The organism is Komagataeibacter oboediens, from assembly GCF_003207815.1.
In the GTDB taxonomy this organism is placed as follows: Bacteria; Pseudomonadota; Alphaproteobacteria; order Acetobacterales; family Acetobacteraceae; genus Komagataeibacter; species Komagataeibacter oboediens.
In genome coordinates this window covers 1-3,360 of the sequence record NZ_NKTX01000132.1, presented here as the reverse complement: position 1 = coordinate 3,360, position 3,360 = coordinate 1, and the positions used below count along the sequence as shown (strand labels likewise).

The window sequence follows — 3,360 nt, the reverse complement described above, 5'->3', positions numbered from 1 at the left end:
TTCGGGCTATGACGCGGGCAAGAAGGTCAAGGGCCGCAAGCGCCATATCGTGACTGATACCTGCGGCTTCCTGATCTTTCTCCTCGTTCATGCCGCCGACATCCAGGACCGTGATGGGGCCGTTGATGTTCTGGCGGCAATACGCAGGCGCTTTCCCTGGCTGCGCCACATCTTCGCTGATGGCGGCTATGCTGGCGACAAATTGCGATCCGCGCTCGCCTCCATGGGAAAATGGACGATCGAAATCATCAGGCGGTCCGATACGGCGAAGGGCTTTCAGATCCTGCCGCGCCGCTGGGTGGTTGAACGGACATTCGCCTGGCTGGGACGGTGCAGGCGGCTCGCCAAAGATTGGGAAAAGTCCATTGCTTCCTCAACCGCATGGACATTGATCGCCTCGATCCGCATGCTCACACGACGGACAGCAAGGCATTGTCAAGCTTGAAAAACTTTCGGATCGGGCTCTTCGTAAAGACGGATGAATCACAACAGGCTGGTATTGTTCAAAAACTTTCGGATCAGGCTCTTAGCCATAAAACAATCATCCTTGATCAAGACAAAAATATTTCGAATTAAACTTCTAGCGAGGGTAGAAATTCGCCAGTTTCCTGACGAACAGTGCGGTATGTCGACATATGTCGTACCCGAAATACCACTTATGGTCACCCCGCACAAATTGTGACCAAAGCATGGCAATCATTACAAATTTTTGCCATTCTGAACAAAATCGGAGAAGGAAGAACCTGATCTTGAAATTTGCACAAGAGTAGGTGCACGATAGCATAGAACTACCAACCCGATCAGATCTTATCCATTTTGGCTGCCTCAGCAGATACCACGGACGTCTGTAAGGTCAAGGCGGCAATCATACCAGAGCGACTTTCATTGGCGGCACGAGCTAAAGCATCTAGACGCGCCAAAACACGCCGGGGAAGAGAGATATTCGCACGATCTACCCGATCATCAAGAATGGCCGGATCAAGTGTAACAAATCCAACGATCCAACCTGCATAATCAGGAGCTTTCCGGATGCCATCCACAGAACTGGGAGATGGAATGGCTTCGCCTGCGTCCAACATGGCATCGATCCAACCAGCGGCTGCCTCTTCTGCGCTATCTAGCGCTTCCTCCAAGGTGTCACCTGCTGAAAAGCATCCGGGCAGATCAGGAAAAACAACTCCAAAGGCCGTTGTACCATCACCATGTTCAATTACAACTGGGTAGCGCATGACCTCTCCTGGGCTTCTGCCTGTCTACAAATGGCAATAACCAATCCGTTACCAAGATTTTTCTTCGGGTGCGGGATAGTCAGCACGTCCTTGCGCTGTGGATGCTTCAGAACATGATGGGAACCACGTACGCGATCCAGCACTCTGCCTAACCTGATCAGTTTCTGAGTGAGGAACATGCCTTGCATTTACATATCATACACACTGCACCAAATATTTTCAATATCCCTTGAACTCAGCTTATCAGGAGCAGGCAGGAAATCACAAAAAATCATTTATTTAACAGCATTAATACCAAAATTAATTATTTATTTAAATATTATCATTAGTGATACATGTTATTATTAAATATAATACAAGAAAAATATACAATTTTTCAAGAATATTTCCAAGAAATATTATGTGAAGAGCCCGCCCTCGTGGACATATCCTGCGGGTACATCGGTGGAGCGGTGGCAAGAGGCGTCTTTAAGCCGAAAGAGAGAGGCTCTGGCCCGCGCACAGTGTTAAGCGGCATGGAAAAGTGACCCCTTCGGAAGGGGGACAGGCAGCCAAAAACGACCCCTTTCTGAGAAACGGGTTCACGATGGCCTTCATGCTGAATGGAGGCCCGGTTTGGGATGCTTGTTGTGGAAACAATTGGAAAGATCCGTCGCGCGCATTTTGTCGAAGGAAAGGCGATCAAGGCGATCTGCCGGGACCTTGGGATATCGCGGCAGACGGTACGCAAGGTGATCCGGTCGGGACAGACGTCTTTTGACTATCACCGAGAACGACAGCCTCTTCCCCGGATTGGTCCATGGGAGGGAAGATTGTGCGCTCTTCTTGAGGAGAACGTGGCGCGTCCGGCCCGCGAACGGCTGATACCAACCATTGTTTGGCCTGACTCACGGGGTACCCATCGGTTTAAAAATGTGATTCATAGGATGCAGACCATTCTCTGAAGGAGGCATTCTGGATGGGCAGCCCTCTATCCCTGCGTGACGATCATGATAGTTCGGAGTTGCGACGCCTTGCGCGCAGAAGCCGGCATGCGGGTCAGTCGCGTCGCCTGTTGGCGCTTGCGGCGATTTATGATGGCGCCTCGCGCGGCGAGGCGGCCCTGCTTGCGGGGACAGACCGTCAGAGTATCCGTGACTGGGTGCTGCGTTTCAATGCGGATGGCCCGGATGGCCTTGTGGATCGTCATGGCGGGGGACAGAAAGCCCGCCTGACACAGGAGATGCTGTCTGCCCTGAAAACCCGGCTCGAAGAAAGACCCATCCCTGCGGTGCATGGTGTTGTCCGCTGGCGACTGTGTGATCTCTGCGGGTGGCTGCATGAGACCTATGGCGTCAGCCTGTCGGAAACGCGTCTGGGTCAGATCATACGCCGCGAGGGGTTCCGCCTGCTGACAGCCCGGCCACGGCACTATCGCCAGGATACAGAAGCCCAGGACATTTTTAAAAAGAGTTCCCCGGTGTCATGGCGGCGATCAGGTCCAGACATCCCGGAAAAGATATCGAAATCTGGTGGTCTGACGAGGCGCGGATCGGCCAGAAAACGAAGCTGACCCGACGGTGGGCGAAACGGGGCACCCGGCCCCGGGCCGTTGCTGACCTGCGCACCAGATCCGCGTGGATTTTCGGGGCCATCTGTCCTGAAAAGGGAGCGGCCGCAGGCCTCGTGCTCCCTGTCTGCAACCTGCACGGCATGCAGCTCCATCTCGCGGAGATTTCACGCACGGTCGCGCAGGGCGCTCACGCCGTCCTCATTGTGGATCAGGCCGCATGGCATACCAGTCAGAAGCTGGATGTTCCCTACAATATCACCATTCTCCCGCTGCCTCCCCGGGCTCCTGAACTGAACCCGGTGGAAAATCTCTGGCAGTTCCTGCGCAATACATGGCTCTCAAACAGGATCTTCAGAACCTATGACGATATCGTTGATATCGCCTGCCATGCCTGGAACCAGCTCGTCAATCAACCATGGCGCATCATGTCAATCGGACTGCGCAATTGGGCTCATGGGTTATAGCAATCAACGGTTGGTATGAGCCTCATCCGTCTGTTCGAACTGCTGCGTGAGGAAGGATATGAAGGAAGCTATGATGCCGTAAGGCGATATGGCCGACGGTGGGAAGACCGCCATG

At 53.3% G+C, this 3,360-nt stretch carries 3 protein-coding genes and 1 pseudogene; 2 read left to right on the top strand and 2 right to left on the bottom strand.

Features of this window, described 5'->3' with window-relative positions; genetic code table 11:
* A pseudogene (locus CFR80_RS17385) lies at positions 1 to 445 on the top strand (IS5-like element ISGdi1 family transposase); the annotation flags it as partial.
* A 355-nt stretch (positions 446 to 800) separates the two neighbouring features.
* Here CFR80_RS17385 and CFR80_RS17380 read toward each other — a convergent pair.
* Complete coding sequence (locus CFR80_RS17380) at positions 801 to 1,229, bottom strand: type II toxin-antitoxin system HicB family antitoxin (RefSeq protein ID WP_010512546.1); 429 nt, start codon at positions 1,227 to 1,229, stop codon at positions 801 to 803.
* Positions 1,211 to 1,408, bottom strand: coding sequence for a type II toxin-antitoxin system HicA family toxin (locus tag CFR80_RS17375; RefSeq protein WP_010512545.1), 198 nt, complete (start codon positions 1,406 to 1,408; stop codon positions 1,211 to 1,213). Before CFR80_RS17375 ends, CFR80_RS17380 begins: the two co-directional genes overlap by 19 nt.
* A 779-nt stretch (positions 1,409 to 2,187) precedes the next feature.
* On the opposite strand from CFR80_RS17375, the gene CFR80_RS17365 reads away from it, so the two are divergent.
* Positions 2,188 to 3,245 (top strand): IS630 family transposase gene (locus CFR80_RS17365; protein ID WP_198133929.1). Its coding sequence is split into 2 segments (ribosomal slippage): positions 2,188 to 2,680 and positions 2,680 to 3,245, totalling 1,059 coding nucleotides; the frame shifts between segments, so codons are not numbered across the junction.
* Positions 3,246 to 3,360: the final 115 nt, after the last annotated feature.